The organism is Streptosporangium vulgare (genome assembly GCF_042428775.1).
Lineage (GTDB): Bacteria > Actinomycetota > Actinomycetes > Streptosporangiales > Streptosporangiaceae > Streptosporangium > Streptosporangium vulgare.
In genome coordinates, this window is the sequence record NZ_JBHMBS010000012.1 from 126807 (window position 1) to 144630 (window position 17824).

11 protein-coding genes are annotated in these 17824 nt (G+C 69.1%); 6 read left to right on the top strand and 5 right to left on the bottom strand.

What is annotated here, in order from left to right:
- Positions 1-364 precede the first annotated feature (364 nt).
- Positions 365-2074 (top strand): methylation-associated defense system protein kinase MAD6, encoded by a 1710-nt coding sequence (gene mads6 / locus ACFFRH_RS24915; protein ID WP_344747536.1) that lies wholly within the window; start codon positions 365-367, stop codon positions 2072-2074.
- 122 nt (positions 2075-2196) lie between these two features.
- On the opposite strand, the gene ACFFRH_RS24920 is transcribed toward mads6, so the two are convergent.
- From ACFFRH_RS24920 to ACFFRH_RS24930, 3 genes are all read right to left on the bottom strand, one after another.
- Positions 2197-2352, bottom strand: coding sequence for a hypothetical protein (locus tag ACFFRH_RS24920; RefSeq protein ID WP_344747535.1), 156 nt, complete (start codon positions 2350-2352; stop codon positions 2197-2199).
- A gap of 149 nt (positions 2353-2501) precedes the next feature.
- Positions 2502-3440, bottom strand: a complete 939-nt coding sequence (locus ACFFRH_RS24925) for a diacylglycerol/lipid kinase family protein (protein WP_344747534.1) — start codon at positions 3438-3440, stop codon at positions 2502-2504.
- A 131-nt stretch (positions 3441-3571) separates the two neighbouring features.
- A complete protein-coding gene (locus ACFFRH_RS24930) occupies positions 3572-6352 on the bottom strand; it encodes an immune inhibitor A domain-containing protein (protein ID WP_344747533.1) in 2781 nt (926 codons plus the stop codon).
- Between the two features lie 189 nt (positions 6353-6541).
- On the opposite strand from ACFFRH_RS24930, the gene ACFFRH_RS24935 reads away from it, so the two are divergent.
- The 3 genes from ACFFRH_RS24935 to ACFFRH_RS24945 all read left to right on the top strand — a co-directional run bounded on the left by ACFFRH_RS24935 (position 6542) and on the right by ACFFRH_RS24945 (position 10747).
- Positions 6542-7903 carry an FAD-binding oxidoreductase gene (locus ACFFRH_RS24935; RefSeq protein ID WP_344747532.1) on the top strand — a complete coding sequence of 454 codons (1362 nt, stop codon included), beginning with the start codon at positions 6542-6544 and terminating at the stop codon, positions 7901-7903.
- A gap of 222 nt (positions 7904-8125) precedes the next feature.
- Positions 8126-9988, top strand: coding sequence for a serine/threonine-protein kinase (locus tag ACFFRH_RS24940; RefSeq protein ID WP_344747531.1), 1863 nt, complete (start codon positions 8126-8128; stop codon positions 9986-9988).
- A gap of 135 nt (positions 9989-10123) precedes the next feature.
- Positions 10124-10747 (top strand): DUF6461 domain-containing protein, encoded by a 624-nt coding sequence (locus ACFFRH_RS24945; RefSeq protein WP_344747530.1) that lies wholly within the window; start codon positions 10124-10126, stop codon positions 10745-10747.
- A 357-nt stretch (positions 10748-11104) separates the two neighbouring features.
- On the opposite strand, the gene ACFFRH_RS24950 is transcribed toward ACFFRH_RS24945, so the two are convergent.
- Together ACFFRH_RS24950 and ACFFRH_RS24955 are read right to left on the bottom strand one after the other, a co-directional pair.
- Positions 11105-12364 carry an McrC family protein gene (locus ACFFRH_RS24950; protein ID WP_386159902.1) on the bottom strand — a complete coding sequence of 420 codons (1260 nt, stop codon included), beginning with the start codon at positions 12362-12364 and terminating at the stop codon, positions 11105-11107.
- The gene (locus ACFFRH_RS24955) at positions 12361-14544 is read right to left on the bottom strand and encodes an McrB family protein (protein WP_344747528.1); all 2184 of its coding nucleotides are present in this window, start codon (positions 14542-14544) and stop codon (positions 12361-12363) included. Before ACFFRH_RS24955 ends, ACFFRH_RS24950 begins: the two co-directional genes overlap by 4 nt.
- A 498-nt stretch (positions 14545-15042) precedes the next feature.
- Between ACFFRH_RS24955 and ACFFRH_RS24960 the strand changes: the two genes are divergently transcribed.
- Entirely contained in the window at positions 15043-16584 is a 1542-nt protein-coding gene (locus tag ACFFRH_RS24960; RefSeq protein ID WP_386159905.1) for a DUF2397 domain-containing protein, read from the top strand.
- A complete protein-coding gene (locus tag ACFFRH_RS24965) occupies positions 16581-17822 on the top strand; it encodes a TIGR02678 family protein (protein ID WP_344745069.1) in 1242 nt (413 codons plus the stop codon). Before ACFFRH_RS24960 ends, ACFFRH_RS24965 begins: the two co-directional genes overlap by 4 nt.
- The last annotated feature ends 2 nt before the right edge of the window (positions 17823-17824 follow it).

The following is a 17824-nucleotide window of genomic DNA, read 5'->3' on the forward strand; positions in this document are numbered from 1 at the left end:
CCACACGGGCTCCGTGCCTTCGCGAGCCTCCGCGCGCGCCTCCTCGGAGGCGAGTACGCCCGCGGTCCCCGGCGAGGGACACTCGCGACTCTGGCGAGGACGCTCACGACCCTGGCGAGGGCGGGGCGATCGTCGTGGACCGGCCGCAGCCCCCGTCCGCCTCGACCGGGCGACCGGCCGAGGCCGCGCCGCCCCCGTGTGTCCGGCGTGCCGGGGAAGTCGATCACTCTCACGGCCGGGATACGTCATGATCATAGGGAGGCTCGCGTGTCCAGTGGTGGAAAAGTAGAGGTACGGGCGAAGATGAGCCTCTTGGGATACTGCGTGGCACGATGAGCGCGATCAGGAAGGCGGCACGCTAGAGATGGCACAGATCGTCGGCGGCGGAAGCCCGGTCAACGACGCCGAGCGACGGGTCATCGCGCACCTGCGGGACAACGCGCCGGACGACTGGCTGCTGCTGCACAACATCGAGGTGCCCCGCGGAGACGACACCTTCGAGGTGGACGTGATCGTCCTGACCGGCCACTCGCTCTGCGTCATCGACGTCAAGGGCACCCGCGGCCGGATCGAGGTCGCCGGAACCCGCTGGTTCCCGCAGCGGCGGGAGGCGTTCGGCTCCCCCGTCGCCAAGCTGCGCGGCAACGGCCGCGCGCTCAAGGGGCTGCTCACCCAGGAGCGCCGCGAGCTGGACCGCGTCTACGTCGACAGCCTCGTGGTGCTCACCGGGACCGACGCGGAGCTGGTCGACCCGGCCGGCCGCGACTCCCGGCACGTCACCGACCTCGCCGGGCTGATCGGCACGCTGAGCGACGTCTCCCGCGTCAGGCGCGGCCACACCACGGACACCGCGCCGTACGGCACCGCGATCATCGAGGCGCTCAACGGGAGCGTGCGGCGCTCCACGGCGCCGCCGCGCTTCGGCAGCTGGGAGGTGGAGGAGCAGCTGGGCGGCGACACCAGGGTCACCGAGTACCGGGCGATCAACGCGACGGTCCCGGGCAGCGAGACGGTCCTGCTGCGCGTCTACCGGGCCGACCCGCTGGCCGAGGAGGAGCCGAGGGCGGCCGAGCGACGGCTGATCACCAACGCCTACCAGGCCCTCACCAGGATTCCCCCGCACCCGTGCGTGGTGCGCGCCCGCGACTTCTTCGCCATCGACGACGAGAGCCGGTTCGTGCTCGTCCTCGACGACGTGCACGGCCAGGCGCTGCACCTGCACCTCACCGCCCCCATGTCCACGCTCTCCGCCGCCGCCCGGCTGGACGTGGTGGAGGACATGCTGCTGGGTCTCGCCCACGTGCACGCCAACAACGTGATCCACCGGGCGCTCAGCCCCGCGTGCGTGCTGGTGACGGAGGAGGGCCGGGCCATGCTCACCGGGTTCGACTACGCCAAGCCGGGACCCCGCGCGCACACCGTGGCCAACGAGCTGCCCAACGTCCTCGACACCCATTACGCGGCTCCCGAGTGCCAGGCCATGCCGGAGCGGATGACGGCCGCCTCCGACGTGTACGCGGCCGGGGTGATCGCCTTCCAGCTGCTGACCGGGAAGCTCCCCCCGGCCACCCCCGACGCCGAGCCCGCCCCCGGCGGGGCGCCCGTGGAGGTGATGGACCTGCTGCGGCGGATGCGCGACCACGCGACGGGCAAGCGTCCCGGCGCGGCCGAGGCCCTGGAGGAGCTGCGGCGCGCCCGGCGGCCCCGCCCCCCGGATCCCGCCACGCGGCACTCCGGCGTACCGGATCCCCGTCCCCAGGACCTTCGTTCCCCCGACGCCCCGCCCCACGACGCCCCGCCTCACAACGCCTCGGCCCAGGATTTCCGCCCCCAGAGGATCAACCCCCCTTCGGCCCGGGCCCTCGGGGACCCCGTCCCCGAGCCTCCCGGCGCGGCGGGTGCGGCCGATGTCGAGCGGCCGGAGGAGCGCGGGCCGGAACACCACCCGCGGGACGCCCGCGTCCAGGCGCCCTCGCAGCATGGGGACGAGCCCCACGAGGGCCTGCCGGCGCAGGAGCCGCTGTTCGAAAGGCTCAGGACGAGGTTCCGGCGTATCACCGGAAAGCAGCCGTAGAGCCGTAGGGCTACAGAGCCGCGGAAGCGGATCGCCCGCGCGCCGGGGCCGGGACGTGACCCGTACGAGAGCCGGGCCCGGGCTACCGGCCGGGGCCCGGACTCCCCGCCGGGCGGGCGGGGTCAGCGGCGGGTGTGACCGCCCCGGAAGCGGTCGAGGAGCCCGCGCAGCTTCTGCTGGTTGCGCGGGTCGCGGGCCATCGCCTTGGCCTTCTCCATGTTCCGCTGCCCCTGCGGGGTGCGCAGGTAGCTTCGGACCCGGTCGATCAGCGATGCCATGGTTTCCTCCATCTGTCGGAAACCTCCGACTACCCGGTGAGGCGGGTTCCAATCACCAGCCGCACCGGGCTCCACCACGCTCCATGAGGCTCTCTGAGACCCTATGAGCCTCCAGAGACCCGGTAAGCCCTGTGGGGGCGCCGCCGGGCTCAGGAGTCGACGAAGTCGTCGGGGACCATCACCCGCAGGCCGTTGGGGACGGTCCGGATCATGATGGGGGTCATCAGGCGGACCTCGCCGTCGACGTCGGCGGCCATCGGCGGGTCGGTCTCCAGATACATCTCGCGGCCCACCACGAAGGGACCTCCCGCCAGGCTGCGCCAGCGGCCGCTGCCGGCGCGGACCATGGTCTCCAGCAGCAGGCGCAGGCGCTTGCCCGAGCCGAGCTGGTACGCGACCAGGCGGCCGTTGTCGATGCTGATGTCCCTGGCGACCTGCCAGCCGCCGTGGAAGCGGCCGTTGGCGATGTTGAGCTGGTGGGTGAGCAGCTCGTGGCGGCGCCCGTCCACGGTGAGGAAGGCCCGGAACGGCTGGTGGCGCGGGAGGATCGTCAGGGCCGTGAGCGGGTAGGCCGCGCGGCCCAGGAGGCGCTTCACCCCGTGCCGCACCTTGCCCGCCACCTCCACGGAGACCCCGAAACTGGCCAGGTTGGCGAACTCGCGGTCACCGGCGACGCCCAGGTCGATGTCGGCGACCTTCCCGGTGCGCAGGACCCGGATGGCCCCGGCGAGGTCGAGGGGGACGCCGAGGCTGCGGACGAAGTTGTTGGTGGTGCCCAGGGGCAGCACGCCGAGGGCGACGTCGCGGTGGGCGACGTGCTTGACGGCGGCGCTGAGCGTGCCGTCGCCGCCGCCCACGACGAGCAGGTCGGGCTCGTCGGCCAGGGCCTCCTCCAGGGTGGCGCGCAGGCGTTTGGGGTCGACCACCGGGAGGAAGCGGATCGAGTCGAACCCCTCGGCCCGCAGCGCGCGGACCACCGCCGGGTAGTGGCGCCGGCCGCGGCGCGAGCGCGTGTTCACGACCACGCAGACCCTGCCCTTGGTCCGGATGGCCTCGGTGTGCTCGGCCTTGCTTCGAAGCTCTCCCACGCTGCCCCTATCCGATCGGGTGAGTGCCCGTTCAAATGGTAGGGCCCCGCCGTCGGTGACGGCGGGGCCCCGGTGCCCATGGGCGTTCGTTCGCCCGTCGGGCGAGACGATCTGTTTCTCAGGCGGGGTGACTACTGCTTGGGCGGGGTGACCTGCACGATCGCGCCGAGGTTGCCCGGGAACGGGGTGATCAGCTTGAGCTTCACGCCCAGCGCCTTGCCCTCGTCACCGGGGTTGCCGGAGCCGAGGACGTGGCCGTTGCCCATGTCGGTCCCGTACAGCGCGGTGGCCGGGGTGCCGTCGGCGTTGACGATCCGGGTGCTGTAGAGCTGGTCGCCCTTGGAGGGGACGACCGTCGAGGCGTCGAAGTCGCGGTAGAACAGGCTGGTGCCGCGGGCCTCGAAGCCCGGGTACCACGTCTTGGCGTCGGTGAACTCCGAGACGCCCTTCTGCGCGGCCACCTTGGTGCAGTACTCGCTGAAGGGCTCGCCCGGCCCCTCGAAGCACTCGGTGAAGGGGTAGGTCTTGTCGAAGGAGAAGGCGGCGTTCGAGGTCTGGACGCGGCCGTTCATGTTCTTGAGCGTGGTGGTGTCCTTCGCGGCCGCCTCGCCGGTCCGCCGCAGCGGGTCGAAGTGGGAGTCGACGAGGAGCAGGCTGCCCTTGGAACCGATGCTCGGCGCCAGTTCGAGGTTGTTGGCCACCGAGTTGTTGGTGTAGTTCGAGTCGCGGAACCAGACGAGCAGGCCGGGGGCGTTGTACTTGACCTTCTCCACCTTCCACGCGCCCTCACGCGAGTAGTTGGTGGTGTAGGTGTACTGCAGGCCCTTGTCGAACCCGTCGAAGTTGCGCCACTCGGCCAGGTAGAACCGGGAGACCTCGCGCTTGCCGTCGTTGAGGACCCAGCCCTGGCCGTGGGTGCCGTTGAAGGTGCCGCCGGTGGCCGTCCAGCCGTTGAGCCCGGCCTCCAGGTCGTCGCTCCAGACGGTCTGGGTGCCGTTGGTGAGCGAGAAGTCGTCGGCGTGCCAGCCGCGCGGGGTGAAGGCCGCGTCGGTGTTGTACGTCAGGCGCACCTTGATCGTCTTACCGGCGAAGGGGGTGAGGTCGACGTAGTCGTGACGCCAGCCGTCGGTGTTGCCGGTGAGGCCGTACTTCTTGCCGCCGAACGCCGCGAGGTTCTTGTTGGGGTCGGCGTAGCCGTCGTCGGTCGAGACCAGGGCGCCGCCCTCGGTGTAGACCTTCTGCTGGGTCCAGGTGGTGCCGCCGTCGACGGAGGTCTCGATGAAGCCGAAGTCCCAGTCCTCCTCGATCTCGTAGTTGTTCCAGACCCAGAACTTCAGGTCGGTCCCGGCGGGCACCTGCACGTCGCGGGCGACCTTGACGTTGGCCCACTCCTGGTCGAAGTTCGACCAGAGCGTCTTGGTGCCGCTGTGCGGCTCGACCATCGTGACCGGGGGGCTGGTCAGGTTGACGCGGACGCCGTCCTGGGTGAGCTTGGGCGTGCGCGAGGCCTGGCCGATCGTCACCAGGTCGGTGCGGTCACCGGGGTTGAAGACCTTCGGGTTGGCCCAGCCGAGGATCCACTTGCTCCAGATGCTCATGTGGGCGGGCAGCGACTGGAAGATCGGGCCGCTGTGCGAGCCGCTGGACATGAGGTCCCAGAAGTCGACGGCCGAGGAGGCCTGGCCGCTGGTGTCGTAGAGGTCCGGCAGGCCCAGGTCGTGGCCGTACTCGTGCGCGAAGACACCGACGCCGGAGTCCTCGGGCTGCACGATGTAGTTGGAGATCTTCACGTTCTTGCCGGGCACCTGGTAGCCGCCGGCCACCGCGCTGGAGTGCGCCCAGATCGCGTAGGTGCCCTCGGCGCCGCCGTCGGAGGACTTGTCCTTGCCCGCGTGGACCAGGACCAGGTGGTCGACCACGCCGTCGGGCTCGGCGAAGTTGCCGTCGCCGTCGGCGTCACCGACGTCCTCGATGTCGTAGTCGGCCCAGGGGAAGTTCGGGTCGCTCGCGACCAGGGCGTCGACCGCGTCGATGGCGAGCTGGCCGGCCCCGCGGGGGTTGTCCGGGTGGCCGCTCATGTCCTGCACCGGCTGGCCGCAGGCGCGCGCGCCGTAGTAGGCCTCGGAGTGCGGGACCTTGATCCACGGGCTCGCCTGCCCGGTGACCGTGTAGGCGCCCTTGGACATCTCCTCGTACATGTTCTTCATGGTGGAGCCGGAGATGTCGATGCCCTTGCGGCCGTCCCGGGGGTCGGTCAGGTCGGTGCGGACGCGCTGGGTGATGCCCTGCTTGGTGTAGAGCATCTTGTTGAAGTGGTCAGGGCTGAAGTCGGGCACCCAGAAGCTGTTGTTGTCCTTGTGGGACAGCGTGGCCGGGTTGGGGATCTTGTTGTGCAGCGGGCCGTTGAGCAGGGTGCCCGCCGGCTCGGTGACGCACTCGGCCGGGTCCTCGCTGTCGACGTCCAGGGGCCGGGAGAAGCCGGAGAAGTCGTCGTTGGCCTTGTCGTTGAACTCCACCAGCAGCGTGAGGAGCTTCGCCGTCTTGACGGTCTTCGACTTCTTGAAGATGAAGTCCGCGGGGTTGGTCCGCGTCCTGATCGCCTGGGCCTCACGGTCGGCCAGCACCCGCGCGGCGACGGGGTTGCCCGCGGAGTACTTCTCGGCGAGCTTCTTGGACGGGCTGACCTTGCGCGCCTTCGCCGACGGCACGGCCGGGTCGTCGACCTCGGGCTCGTCCCTGGGGGGCGCGTAGTTGATGTAGTAGTCGGCCGCGGTCGGCTGGTACCGCGCGACCGAGGTGTCGCTCTCGGCCGACGCACCGCCCACAGCCAGTCCCGCGACGGCCAGGCCGAGCACGGGGACTATCGCGAGGAGGCGCCGGGGAGCGCCTCCGCTGCTGACTCTGCCGGACAACGTGTCCCCTTTCCCTGCGTCCGGGTTGACCGGACGCGTCCATCACCGGCCCGCCGTATGAGCGCGCCGACGGGGAGATTAGACGAGAAGGTAAAGTTAGAGTCAAGCCGCCAAATGATGTTGCGAAAATGCAATAAAGCACGTTTTGTCCGGAGGGGGCATGTTGGTACAGGCCGTAAAGTCCAACGTGTGACCGTTATCTCCGAACTCGTCGCGGCGCTCGCACCGGAGAAGGTGCTGACCGATCCCGACGTGACCGACTCCTACGCGCGGGACCGGACCTTCCTGGAGCCGGGGAGACCGCTCGCCGTGGTGCTGGCGCACACCAGGGACGACGTGGTCGCCGTGATGAGGTGGGCCACCGAGCACCGGGTGCCGGTGGTGCCCAGGGGCGCCGGGACCGGCCTGGCGGGCGGGGCGACCGCCGTCGAGGGATGCGTCGTGCTGGCGCTGCACAAGATGACGGCCATCAGGGAGCTGTCCCCCGCCGACGAGACGGCCGTGGTCGAGCCGGGCGTCATCACCGCCGACCTGGACCGGGCCGCCCGCGAGCACGGGCTCATGTACGCCCCCGACCCCTCCTCGTACGAGATCTCCACCATCGGCGGCAACCTCGCCACCAACGCGGGCGGGCTGCGGTGCGTGAAGTACGGGGTGACCCGCGACTCGGCGATGGGCCTGGAGGTCGTGCTCGCGGACGGACGGGTGATCAACACCGGCAGGCGCACCGTGAAGGGCGTGACGGGCTACGACCTGACCGGGCTGTTCGTCGGCTCCGAGGGGACGCTCGGGGTCATCACCGCGGCGACGGTGCGCCTGCGCAGGGCCCCGTCGGTCTACCCGGCGACGATCGCGGCCGAGTTCACCTCCCTAAGGGATGCCGCCTCCGCCGTCTCGGCGATCATCGCGGCCGGCTGCCAGCCGTCGCTGATGGAGATGCTCGACCGCAACACGCTCAAGGCCATCGACGACTGGCGCAACATCGGGCTGGAGGACTCGACCCGGGCGATGCTGATCGCGCAGTCGGACGCGGTGGACGGCCCCGCGGTCTCCGAGCGGATGGCCGAGCTCTGCACCGCCAACGGCGCGGCCTTCGTCGCGGTGTCGTCGTCGGCGCAGGAGGCCGAGGAGCTGATCGGGGTCCGGCGGATGGCCTACCAGGCCAAGGAGCGGCTGGGCAAGTGCCTGGTGGAGGACGTGTGCGTGCCGCGTTCCCTGCTGCCGGACATGATCGAGAAGATCGAGGCGATCGCGGTCAAGTACGACGTGCTGATCACCACGGTCGCCCACGCGGGCGACGGCAACCTGCACCCGGTCTTCATCTTCGACCACGCCCTGACCGAGCCGCCGCCGCAGGTGTGGGCGGCGGCCGACGAGCTCTTCAGGGAGACCCTGAGGATGGGCGGCACGCTCACCGGCGAGCACGGCGTCGGGCTGCTGAAGCGGCGCTGGCTGGCGCTGGAGACCGGCCCGGTCACCGAGGAGATCCACCACGGGATCAAGCGGGTCTTCGACCCTCTCGGCATCCTCAACCCGGGCAAGGCCATCTGAACGGGTTTTCACACCGCCCCTCCCGGACTTTCCGGACTTTCCGCCCTTCCTGGCCTTCCTGGCCTTCCAGGTACGAGATCACGAGGACCTGGGGACGCGACGTCACAGGATCCCGGAACATCCGGAGCAGGAGTCGCACCGGAGCGAATCTTCATCCCCGCTCACGCTGGTAGCGTTCTGCCCCACATAAAGTATTTTTCGGGGTTTGTTCGGGGGAACTTCATGACAGAGCCGCTCACCGGGGAGGATCCACCGCGGCTGGGCGCGTTCGAGCTGGTCGGGCGGCTCGGCGAGGGAGGCCAGGGGATCGTCTACCTCGGGCGGGGGCCCGGGGGCGAGCAGGTCGCCGTCAAGCTCCTCCATCACGGGCTGGCCGGGGATCCCGAGGCCAGGGCCCGCTTCCTGCGCGAGGTGTCGGTCGCGCAGCGGGTGGCCAGGTTCTGCACCGCGGCCGTGCTGCACGCCGACCTCGCCGGCAGCCGCCCGTACATCGTGAGCGAGTACGTCCCCGGGCCGTCCCTGCGCCTGCTGGTCGACCGGGAGGGGCCCCGGCGCGGCGCCTCCCTGGAACGCCTCGCCGTCAGCACGGCCACCGCGCTGTCGGCGATCCACCGCGCGGGCATCCTGCACCGCGACTTCAAGCCCGCCAACGTGCTGATGGGCCCCGAGGGCCCGGTGGTGATCGACTTCGGCATCGCCAGGGCGCTGGACTCGCCGGGGATGACGGCGACCGGGGTGGCGATGGGGACCCCGTCCTACCTCGCGCCCGAGCAGCTCGGCTCCGGCGAGGTGACACCCGCGGCCGACGTGTTCGCCTGGGGCGTCACGATGGTCTTCGCCGCGACCGGTACGCCCGCGTTCGGCCAGGACTCCATCGCCGTCGTGATCAACCGGATCCTGAACGCGCAGCCGGAGCTGGGCGCGCTGGAGGGGCCGCTGCGCGACCTGATCGCGGCCTGCCTGTCCAAGGACCCGGCCCTGCGCCCCACCGCCGAGCAACTCGTCAGCCACCTGATGGGCGCGGCCCCCACCACCCCGGTCCCCCGCCCGGCCGTCTCCCCCACTCCCGGCCCCATGGCCGCCCCCGGGCCCGTACCCGGGATGACCACGGGGCAGGCCGGACCACCGGCGGCCGGGCACGGTGCGCAGGGGCGGCCCGGACCGTGGCAGGGCGGCCCTGAGCAGAACGGGCCAGGACGGGACAAGCCGGAACCGGACCCGAGAAAGGCGCCTCGGCCCGTGGGGCTCCTGCTCGCCGGGGTGGCGGTCGTGGCCGCGCTCGGCGCGACCGCCGGGGCCGTGGCGTTCCTCCAGGACGACGGGAAGGCGGCGACGACACGACCGGCGGCGACCCCCACCGTGTCGAAGAGCGTGGAGCAGAAGCCGACGCTCGTCCCCGAGGTCCCGAAGAAGTCTCCCAAGTCAAAGGAGACGGCTTCGGAGCCGCCCTGGGAGCCGGAGGAGGAATCGGAGCCCTCCTGGGAGCCGGAGGAGGACTGGGAGCCGCCTTCGGAGCCGCCCTGGGAACCGGAGGAGAACACCGAGGAGGCGACCTCCGCCGCGGAGAAGCCGACACGGAAGCCCAGCAGATCCCCCTCGCCGGCTGCTCCCAAGCCGACGGCCTCGCCGCGGCCGAGTGGAACTCCCAAGCCCTCGTCGTCCCCCAAGCCGACGGCCGGGCCCACCACCGCGAAACCGACGGTGAAGCCCACCGTCACCGTCACCGTCAAGCCGAGCCCGAAGCCCACCCCCCAGAAGCCCAACCCCTACACGGCGACCGGCGTCTGCGGGAGCGGCTACAAGGTGGTCGACTCCAGGGCCCTGGGCAGTGCGGCGACCGTCTATCTCCTCTACAACACCGCCCAGGGCAGGAACTGCGTCGTCACCATGTCCAGGTACGTCTTCCCCTCCAAGATCGCGATGAACGCGATCCTCCAGGTGAAGGGCGGCGCAGCCGCGAGCAACCCCGGCAGGTTCACCGTCTACGCGGGCCCCGTACGCCTGCCCGCCGCCAAGAAGTGCGTCATCTGGGGCGGCTCGCACGGGTCACTGTCCTGGAAGAGCGGCTGGAGCCACTGCGGCTGAGCAGAGGACGACCAGTTGCGCTCCGCCAGAAACGCCTCGCATCCGGCGATCCTTGTACCGCAACTCACGAAGGAAAGCCGCTGTTCAGGACGAAATGGCTCTTATCGTGTCGGCGGGTGCTGCGAGCATGACGGGATGACCACAGCTCCTGACGACTACTCCTGGTTTTCCCCGGAGCGCTTCCCCGGCCTGGCGGACGCCTACTGCTTCACCTACGTCCGCGGCCTGACGCTTGAGGAAGTGGTGACTCGGCTCGGCGTCCGGGTCGAAGACTGCTCTCGCGTGACGCTTGAAAAGCTGATCCGGTGGCAGACCTTCGGTGCCGTCGCCGTCGGAGACTGGGTACTCCTCGTCGAGGCCTGCAGCGGGCTTGGCATCACCGAAGAGATCATCATGCCGCTGTCGGCGGGCACCCGTCTCGTCTCCCACTTCTACCTCGACGTCGACGGCATGGACTACTTCTACTGGATCGACGACGGAAAGATCCGGTTCGAGTTCGCGTACCAGGAAGGCTATTCCCACTGGATCGAAGACGGGAAGATCCAGTTCATGTTCAGGCCTCATGAAAGCTACTCGGAGGAGATGCCGGACGAGCTCGCAGAGACCATGAAGCGGATCGGCTCCACCTACCCACCGCACACCGATCCCCACAAAGGGCCGGCGTTCCTCATGGCCGAGCGCCTCACCGGGATCACGATGACGCCGCGGCTGCTGGAGGAGTCCACCTATCTGGGCGGAGTCGTTCCCGGATCGAGGTGAGCGGAACCCGCCGTCCACGGCCCCCGCGGGTTGGCCGCGGACGGTGGATCACTTCGCCGCGCGTTCCCGCGGTATAGAAGAGCGACTGGAGCCGTTGCGGCTGAGCACAGAGGAACTGCGTGTTTCGCAGGTTCTCCTCGGCACCGTCGCTGTTTCGGCGTCCGGTGCGGCAGCGACGGAACCAAGGAAGTACCCCGCGCTGCCGGCGACCGAGCCGGTCCCCGGCTCCCTCACCCCGCTCCTCGACTGGATAACCGCCAATCTCGACCGGCCGCTGCCCCGGAGGACATGGCGGCCCGGTCGGGGATGTCGGCGCGTACCCAGCCGCCCCTGCCTGCCCCTGTCCAGGATTCGCTGTCATGTTCCCGCCCGCACACCGGAGACCGGATCGATCTCGTCGGCCGGCGGGCTCGATCCGGTCGCCTTGGCTGGTCGCCCGGAACGTTCCGTCAAGCGCTCGGCCAACGTGGCTACGGCGTTCGCCAGGTCAGCAGGTTCCTGGTCGAGGTCCAGGACGTGTACGTGCACCCTGATATCCGAGTTCTCGATCTGGTACGGCTCCGCTGACGGCGTCCCGGAGGCGTACACGAGGTGCCCCTCGGTGAGACCGAGAGCGGTGCAGTAGGAGATCAGTTGAAACAGATGTCCGGTCGGCGGAACACCGTCCAGCGTCCGGTATTTCGCGTCGACGACCGCTTGGGGCCGCCCGTCACGATGGACGAGGATGTCGGGCCGGAAGAGCACTCGCTTCTGCCGGTCCAGCCGGTGCCCCTGCTGGGCGGCACAGCGCAAGCCGTACGGCGGGAGCGCGGTGGTGAGTTCCCGGGTGAGGAAGCGTTCGAAGATCTGGGCCATGTTCAGGACGAACCCGTCGATCTGTATCGCCCGCGTCCCCTCCTGCTGAAGTGAGGCTCCGGAAAGGAGGAGTTCGGCCAGCCGGAGCGCGGGGACATATCGCTCGTTGAGCCGGGTCGGTCGCCACGGCGGCAGCGGTGCTCCGGGGCGGACGGGGGCGACGCCGACCAGCCGCGCGCTCAGATGTCGCAGCAGCGCGCGAGTGGTGCCCGCGACGTCAGGCAAGGCTTGGGCGAGTTCGATCGCGCCGAGCAGGATCCGGTTTTCGGGGATGTCGGCCAGGTAGTCGTCGTAGGCGACCTCGATCGCGGTGGGCAGCCCCATTCGGCGGCTCAGTTGAGCGCTGGTACGTATCCGGCCTCGCACGACGGTGAGAGCGTCCTCGCGGTGGACATAACCGTGCAGAACCCCGCCGCGAAGCACGCGCTCCGTGGCACGGGCGAACACGGTGGTCAGCGCGGGGACGAGTAGGTCGTCGGTGGCGGCGGTGATCTGGCGGTTCTGCCAGATGTCGTCGTGTTCGAGCAGGCCGAGCAGCCGCCGAACAGGCAGTTTCGGCCGGACGCGCATCTCGACGGCTCCGTCGCCGTGGCCCAGCCGTACGGTCCCGACCCGCTGGCGTCCGGCGAGTCGCCACAGCCCACCCCCGGTCGGGGTGATGGTGACCAGGTCGGGAACTGTGGCCAGCGTGGCGACCTGCGCCGGAGTCAAGGCGCGGGGCGGCTCGACCGTGGCCTCTTCGAGGTGGAGACGCAAAGTCACGGCAGGGTGTGGCCGAGCGCGGCGAGCAGGACCGGCAGGCCGTACTCGGTCTCGATGTCGTCGATCTTGCCGTAGAGCTGGTCCTCCAGCAGGGGCAGGATCTCAGCCGCCCAGATGAGCTCCAGTCCGCGCCGGGTGGCCACGTTCGGCGTCATCAGGTAGGAGGGGCCGACGGCGCGGTCCGGGTCGTTCAGGCGGCGGTTGACCTCCTCCAGCAAGAGCGCGGGCAGGACGGGGAGGCGCTCGCGTTCCAGCCAGCGGCGTAGCAGCCCGTCGACCGGGGGCCGGTCAGGGGTCAGGGCTCGGAAGACGAACCGACGGCGCATCGCCGCGTCGATCAGCGCCACCGAGCGGTCGACGGTGTTCATCGTGCCGATGACGAAGACGTTCTTGGGCAGTTTGAACGGCTCGTCCGGCGAGTACTGCAGGGTGATCTCGTGGTTCCGGTATTCCAGCAAGAAGTACAGCTCGCCGAACACCTTGGCCAGGTTGGCGCGGTTGATCTCATCGATGACCAGGACGTACGGCCGATCCGGCTCCTTCTCGGCGGCCTCCACGGCGTTCTTGAACGGGCCGGGCACCAGGTCGAAGCCGATCGTGCCGTTCTCGCCGAGCCGGGGGCGGAAGCCTTCGATGAAGTCCTCGTACCCGTAGGAAGGATGGAACTGCACCAGGCTGGTGCGATCAGGACCGGCCAGAGCCTCGCCGAGCTTGGTGGCCAGGTAGGTCTTGCCGGTGCCGGGCGGGCCGTACAGGATCATCTGTCGTTTGGTGGTCAGCAGGTCGGCGGTCTCCCGCAGCCAGCCGAGCGGCATGAGCAGGTCGTCGGCGAACATCCGGGTGAGTGCCGGGACGATCAGGTCGCGGGTCTCGTCCCGGGCCAGCACCTCGTCGGTGAGCTGTTCCTCCAGTCCGGCGCCGGTGGCCAACGCCGCGATCACGCTGGTCAGCTCGCAGATCGTCATCGTGGTCTTGAGCTTGGCCTGGGCTTCCTCGGGGAGGGCCTGGCGGCTCAGGGCGACGGGGTTCCACTCGACCGCGCGGCGGCGAGCCAGGCCACGGTCGGCGGATTCGTCGTAATAAGCGTCACCGGTGACGGTACCGACATAGACGGCGTCACCGTCGACGGTCGCGACGAGATCACCAGGTTGGAAGCCGCTGAGGAAACGCCACAGCTGCCCGGTCGCGGCATCCTTCGCGCCTTGTTTGGCGTCGGGTAGTCCGGCGGCGACAGCCTCCTTGACCTGCTGCCGGGACGCACCGGCCGGTAGTCGTTCGATGTCCGCGAAGCTGACCGAGCAGAAGCCCTCACTCAACCACAGCGGGATCGCGTTGACGCCGTCGACGTTGGCCCCGCGCACCAGCCAGCCCTTCTGCGGCCGTGGTGGCGAAGGCGGCTCCCAGCGAGACCGCCAGGGCTCCTCGTAGAAGCTGAACTGTCCGCCGTGTTCCGCTTCGATCCGCTGGCGAATGGCGTAGATGTCTCGGTCGAGATCCCCGGTCGGCTCGGCAAGCCGGTCGGTGAAGGCGTCACGGATGAGTTGCTTGTTGCGCTCGACCGAGACGGGGGCGAACACATCGGGGAACAGCAGGAACAGCAGCACGTGGAACTGGGCGCGAGCCCGCGACTTGCCGTCGTAGTCGGTGAGCACCGATTCGGCCAGTTCCCGGAAGCGCCACGGATCCCGCAGAGCAGATTCCCGTTCCTCGGGCGGTAGCTTCACCAGCAGCCGCGTGAGGCGGATGAGGAACGCGAACTGGGCCCAGCGGTAGTTGAGGAACGCCTGGCCCCCCTTCATGTAACCCGGTGAGGCCGCAGCGGCCAGCTCCTCGGGCACCCTCACCGGGAAGGACGCCCACGAAAGCACGCTGCCCAGGATCTCGAATTTACGATTGACACCGATCGTGGCCGGGCTCAGCGGCATGACGTTGAGATAGAGCAGTTCGGCGGCGAGCACGATCGCCTCGTCGCTGCCTTCGGCGATCTGCCGTTCGAGCTTGACCAGGAACTCGTCGGAGGACTCGTCGAAGTTCTCCACGAACCGGCGGAACAACTCGTCCGCCACCTCGGGGGTCCAGGCGCGCAGGCCGGGAGCGAACGACGACTCCCCGGTCAGAACACCGTTGTCGACCACCTGGCGTGCCGCACGGCACACGACCACGCCCTGCTTCCGATCCACATGAGCCCCTTCCGCGTGACCTCGTCCCCTACACATCCTCAGGTGTCCCGCATGACGTTACGCAGAGTTGATCAAAAAGTGTTTTCATCCCCCTCTGCTGCTTTTGGCCAGCGGGCTCTACCTCCACCCGAACCGACCTGACCGGTGGAGATCCTTCCCCTCGACACAACAATCGAACGATTGTGCTAAAACACCACAATTGGGCGTTTCGGCCGAACGCTCGAATATGACGAAATATCATATTCAAAGCTGCGGCACCCATGCCGCAAAGACCAAAATCCCCTTTGCCTCATTTGCTTACTTGGTCGCCAAAAGCCCCCTTACTCCCGTGAGGGATTTCGGCCTGCCGAGTGACGTTAATCCGGCCCATCTCGACAATATTTTCGAATACGTTCGACAGAACCGGCTTTTCAAAAATGTCAGAGTATCTGCATAACGTAGGCGGATACTCTTCGGCGAGTAGCGACTTGTGCCGATCACACACGAGATGGGTGGGACATGGAGCTGGACGACGCGAAGGATTTTCCAGCGGAGGCACGAGCGCGACTGGACCTTTATCGGTACGCGACCGCCGACAAGCACGCCCATGAGTACGTAGCGCTGATGCGGCTCTTCACCAACACCTTGCTCACGGATTTGTCAGCCACGGAGGCCGTCGCGCTGCTGGAGGAAGCCGGGATCACGCTGTCGGCGGACGACGTCGAAGACCGATGCCGACGACTCGAATCATGGGGAAATCTGGTCCGGTCGGTGCGCGACGCCCGGGTGGCGACCGTATCCGAGTGGCTGCGCTCCCGTTCCCGATATCAGATCTCGAAACTCGGCGGCAGGGCACACCGGCAGGTCGAGGAGCTGCTCTCCGCGACCGACGGAGCACGGGAGGTGGCCCGTGAGCTGCTCGGGAGCACAGCCGAGATCCTCGACCACATCTTGGCGCGGCTCTCGGACGGCCGGCGGATGGACGCCGAAGCGCTGGCCGCCGATGTGACCACCGTCTTCAACAACCAGCGATTTTTCACCGAAAGCGTGCGAGATTTCTACGCTTATCTGCATCAGGTCATGTCCCGATATGACCTGGCGGGAGCTGAGTACGCGGCGTTCAAGACCCTGCTCCTCGAATACGTCGACCTCATATCAGCCGATGTCGCCCGGCACGCGCCCGCGGTCGCCGACCGGCTGGACAGAATACTTCCCGATCTTGACCGGCTTCTCGCGGTGCTCGCCGCGCTTCCTGGACTGACCGGTCCTGATGGCAGCCCGGCCGAGCGCTCGCCCGGCCGGACTGCCGCCGAGTGGGTCGAGCTGGCCGCGTGGTACGGCAGGGACGGCCGCTCGGGGCCCGCTCAGCTGCGTGCGGCGGCGGAGCAGGCACTCGGCCAGCTCCTCGCGAACGCGAAGCGCATGCTGGCCGCCGCGGGCACCGGAGTGTCCAGGCGTGCCGATCTCCTTCGTCTCGCGACATGGTTTGCCGAGGCCGATACCAAGGAGGCGCACCGTATCTTCGCGGCGGCGTTCGGCGCTTACCCTTCCCGGCACCTGCTCATGGGCCCTGACGAGGTCGGCGGCCGGGCCACGGCGAGCACTTCGTGGTGGGACGCCGGCCCGGTCGACGTACCGGTATCGCTGCGGGAACGTGGTGATCGCGCGGCGCGGGGGCGCACGGCACGCGTTCCCGACCCGGGTCTCGACCGTGAGCGGCTGTTGGCGGAAGCGGACGAGGAGGTCGCCCGCAAGGCCGGGGCGGCGGCCGAGCTCATCGCCGTGGGAGACCTGAGCGAGGCCAGGATCACCCGTGCGGCCTGCGAGCTGTTGCTGGACAAACTCTCCGATCTGCTGGCCGTCACGCCGGATCTGACCGGTCTGGTCACGTCCGTGGACGCAGACCTGGACCTGGCTCTGGTCGTCGTGCCCCGCCCGGGAGGCATGACCCGCGTGTACTCCGATGACGGCCGGCTCGCCGTTCATGATCTGGGCCTGAGCGTCACCTCGCTCACCGACGTCGCCATGGCCGATGACGACCAGACGGGGACTGAAGGATGACGATCGCAGCCCACGACGCCGACGAGCGACGCATCGCCGCCCGTGCTCTTCTCGCCGACCCCGTACTCACCTCGCATCGGCACCCTGAGCAGCTCGCCCTCGTACGCAAACACTCCGGCGCGCTCAAGTCGACCTTCGCCAGATTGCTGGGCTATGCCCTGGTGGTCGAGACCGGTTTCGCCCGGCTGGTCAAGACACCGCTGACACCCGACGCCCCGGTCCGTCCCGCTCGTCGCCCCTCCGGCAGCGAGTTCACGCCACGGACCTACGCCTATCTCGCCCTGGTCTGTGCCGGCCTGCTGGCGTCGGATGTAGGAGAACAGGTCCTGGTGTCGCAGCTCGTGGAGCAGATCCGGGCGGACGCCGCCGCCACGGGCATCACGATCGACGACACACTCGCCGAACGACGCGACCTCGTCGCCGCGATCGACTTCCTGCTCGCCTGGGGTGTGCTGACGGAAACGGACGGAAGCGTGGTGGCATGGGGTGAGCGCCGCGAAGAGGCGTTGCTGACCGTCAACCGGAGCCTGCTGCCGCACCTGGTCGCGCGCCCCCTCTACCCACTCGCGCGTCCCGAACTCCTGTGGGCCGACGATCCGAACCTGCCCGACCAGCCCCGTCGTTCCCTCCGTCGCAAGCTGGTGGAGAACCCGGTGGTGCATCGCGGGGATCTCAGCGAAGCCGAGCGCGACGTGCTGAGCAGGGAGCGCACCGAACTCACTCGCGTTCTGGACGAGAGTTTCGGCCTGGGTCTCGAAGTCAGAGCGGAGGGCGCCCTCGCGTACGACGCGGACGAACGACTCACCGATGTCGCCTTCCCCGGCACCGGAACCGTGCGGCAGGCCGCGCTGCTTCTCCTCGACGCACTCATCGAGGTCCTCGAACCGAAGACCGCCGGGCAGGTGATCCTCGACGGCCGGACCATGACGGGCGTGCTCGCGCCGTGGCCGGTCGTCGACGACAGACTGAGCGATCTCGCGCTTCGCCACGCTAAAGCATGGCGAAGCGACATCGTGAACGATCCGACCCGCTTCCGGGACGAGGTCGTTCACCTGCTGGCGTCCGTGGGCCTGGCCACCGTCGTGACCGAGGGAGTGGTCGTCCATCCGGCCGCCGCCCGTTACCGGCCCAGCGTACGAGACGTGTCGGCCACGACACGCGCCAGGCGGCGGCTCGGCACCGATCCGCAGGAGACACAGGACCCGTTGTTCACCGACGAGACCGGAGAGACGGCATGACC

What these genes read in the sequence shown, in the direction of transcription:
- ACFFRH_RS24960 (WP_386159905.1), top strand. Translation starts at nt 15,043, where the DNA reads ATGGAGCTGGACGACGCGAAGGATTTTCCAGCGGAGGCACGAGCGCGA.
- ACFFRH_RS24965 (WP_344745069.1), top strand. Translation starts at nt 16,581, where the DNA reads ATGACGATCGCAGCCCACGACGCCGACGAGCGACGCATCGCCGCCCGT.
- mads6 (WP_344747536.1), top strand. Translation starts at nt 365, where the DNA reads ATGGCACAGATCGTCGGCGGCGGAAGCCCGGTCAACGACGCCGAGCGA.
- ACFFRH_RS24940 (WP_344747531.1), top strand. Translation starts at nt 8,126, where the DNA reads ATGACAGAGCCGCTCACCGGGGAGGATCCACCGCGGCTGGGCGCGTTC.
- ACFFRH_RS24920 (WP_344747535.1), bottom strand. Translation starts at nt 2,352, where the DNA reads ATGGCATCGCTGATCGACCGGGTCCGAAGCTACCTGCGCACCCCGCAG.
- ACFFRH_RS24945 (WP_344747530.1), top strand. Translation starts at nt 10,124, where the DNA reads ATGACCACAGCTCCTGACGACTACTCCTGGTTTTCCCCGGAGCGCTTC.